This window comes from Staphylococcus sp. GDY8P47P (genome assembly GCF_016892225.1).
Lineage (GTDB): Bacteria > Bacillota > Bacilli > Staphylococcales > Staphylococcaceae > Staphylococcus > Staphylococcus borealis.
This window is the reverse complement of record NZ_JAFENV010000011.1, coordinates 153,752-156,449: the sequence shown is the minus strand read 5'-3', so window position 1 is coordinate 156,449 and position 2,698 is coordinate 153,752. Positions and strand designations below refer to the sequence as shown.

The 2,698-nt window shown below is 33.6% G+C and carries 3 protein-coding genes; 2 read left to right on the top strand and 1 reads right to left on the bottom strand.

The genetic code is table 11. From position 1 onward, the window contains the following. Positions 1 to 34 precede the first annotated feature (34 nt). A complete protein-coding gene (locus tag JVV30_RS03805) occupies positions 35 to 997 on the bottom strand; it encodes a metal ABC transporter solute-binding protein, Zn/Mn family (protein WP_204193425.1) in 963 nt (320 codons plus the stop codon). Positions 998 to 1,170: 173 nt separating this feature from the next. Here JVV30_RS03805 and JVV30_RS03800 point away from each other — a divergent pair, with 173 nt between their 5' ends. Beyond that, entirely contained in the window at positions 1,171 to 1,452 is a 282-nt protein-coding gene (locus tag JVV30_RS03800) for a GNAT family N-acetyltransferase (RefSeq protein WP_204193424.1), read from the top strand. A 240-nt stretch (positions 1,453 to 1,692) separates the two neighbouring features. Further along, positions 1,693 to 2,499 carry a VOC family protein gene (locus JVV30_RS03795; protein ID WP_107629111.1) on the top strand — a complete coding sequence of 269 codons (807 nt, stop codon included), beginning with the start codon at positions 1,693 to 1,695 and terminating at the stop codon, positions 2,497 to 2,499. Positions 2,500 to 2,698 lie beyond the last annotated feature (199 nt).

Sequence of the window (2,698 nt, the reverse complement as noted above, 5' to 3'; positions counted from 1 at the left end):
ACGAATTCAAAAGAATTCTGTACCTCTCCCATTTTTAATGATTTAATGCTTTATCTAATGCTTTAATGTTCTTCTTCATGATTGATTGGAAAGTTAGATCTTTATCGTTAGCTTGTTCTTTTGATAATACAGACAAATTATTAAAACTTAATGGTTCTGCATTGGTCTCGTCACGAATCACATCCGTTATCTTAGAAGTAATATTTTGTTCATAAAGTATATAGGGTTGCTTCGATTGATTAATTTGTTTAATAAGTGCAAGAATATCCTTTTGGCTTGGTTCTTCATTATTCATACCACTGCCCCCCTCTTGTTGGAAGTGGTAACGTTCTGCTAAATAACCTAATGAATCATGCGAGATAGTTATTTTGTGTCTTTTAGGATTTTTAGTAATTGTTTTTAATTTTTGATCTAAATCTGTTAAATCTTGATTTAATTTTTTAAAATTCTGTTCATAATATGCTTTGTGTTGAGGGTCTCTTTTGACTAAATCATTCTTAATTTTTTCTGCAAAATGCTTATCTAGTGCTGGGTCTAGCCAAACATGTGGATCATGACTGCCCGCTTCATGATTATGTTGATGATCGTGTTCATCATGATCATGGTCTTCTTCAAGTAATGTATGGTGGTTTAAATCAGCCGCAACGGCTAATTTCATATTATTATTCGTCATTGATTCTGTAATCGTCTTGGCAACTGGATCTAAATCATCACTTGAATAGATAAACACATCACTTTTCGCAATATTAATCATATCTCTTTGTGTTGGTTCATATGTATGCGTGTCTGCACCCGGAGGATAAATCGTATCAACATTGACATATTTGCCACCAATTTGTTTAGCGAAACTTTCAAATGCAAATACTGTAGTATAAATATTTAATTTATTATCCGTTGAAATATCTTTCTTTTTGGTACTCGAATATTGTTCTGTGCTACAAGCCGTTACAGTCATATAGAGACACAAAACAATAAAGAAATAGATTATCCTCTTCACACAGACCCCTCCAAGACGTAGCAAATTCGTTTACAACTATAGCTTTAATAATGTAATAATGCAATATTTATATTTATTATATATTTTGTATTTTAATATTTAGTTCATGCATGTTTCGGATTGCTTCAAAAGTGATACATATAAGTATGACATTATTAAAGGAGTGACGTTATATGGCACAAGACATTAAACAAGGTAACCAACAATTCTATGTTGGAGAAGATGAACACAATGCGCAAGCAGTCATTACGTTTAAACAAGTAGATAATAATGAAATTGATATTGATCACACTGGCGTTGCAGATGAACTAGGTGGACAAGGTTTAGGCAAACAATTAGTTGAAGCTGTCGTCAATTATGCAAGAGAAAACAACTTAAAAATCATCGCATCTTGTCCATTTGCGAAAAATGTATTAGAAAAAAATGAAGATTATCAAGATGTTTATCTAGGATAATCCACTTCAAATATAACGACGCGCATATAAGCGTTCACGCACATTAAATCGATACAGAGCTTTTAGGCTATAATCAGGCTTGTATAGTGCCTTTTGACTCATAGTCTAAAAGCTTTTTTTCATGCATTTAAAATTTAGAAAACAACTTTCTTGCTTAATTTAACGATTAGTAGTATATTTATTATACTTAATATAAATAATAAATGAAGATGACCCATTCATCTTAGGAGGCACTACATTATGAATGCATTTCACACTACTGAAGCAACACAAGTTACGAATATTACATTGAACGTTGAAGACTTAACTAAAATGACTAACTTTTATAAAAACATTCTTGGATTTTCAATTAAAGAACAAGACGACCAACACGTTATTTTCAATGTTGGCGCAAATGGACATACATTAACATTACACTATCTTGAAGATGGACGTCGTCCAGGATTTAGAGAAGCTGGTTTGTTCCATATTGCTTACTTACTCCCTACACGTGCAGATTTAGCAAACTTTTTATTCCACGCTAGTCGTTTAAACGTACCTGTAGGTGGTGGCGATCACCTTGTTAGTGAAGCATTATACTTTAATGATCCAGAAGGTAACGGCATTGAAGTATATCAAGATCGTCCATCTGAAGAATGGCAATGGGATGGTCATTTCGTAAAAATGGATACACTTGCTGTAGATGCAGATGATTTAATTGCACAACGTACAGAAGACGGTTGGGCTGGTTGGCCAGCTGATGGTAAAATCGGTCACTTACATCTTAAAACACACGATTTAGGACAGGCACGTGACTTTTATATTGAACAAATTGGATTAGAACATATTTCTAATTTCCCACAAGCATTATTCATGTCTACACAAAATTATCATCATCATATCGCCGCTAATGTTTGGCAATCAAATCAAGTTAGAACTGATAATAATAACACTTACGGCTTAGTTCACTTTGATATCTATAAACCAAACGCTAAAGAAGAAAATATAACGTCACCTGAAGGTTTCGATATTACAATTCATAGTGATACAAGCGTAGTTCCTGGATAGAATGATTCGTTTCATTACTACTTGCCATCGTTTAATAAACACGCCATTTTAAAGGGAGCGGGGCATAAATAATATAATGAAGCTATTTTGCGAATTCGCAGTAGCTGACTGAACTGAGAAGGCGCTTAAATCAAGCTTTTCTCAGTTCTAGTCATCCTTGCGGGTGGGGCTCCAACAGAGAGAATTTCATCAAGAAATT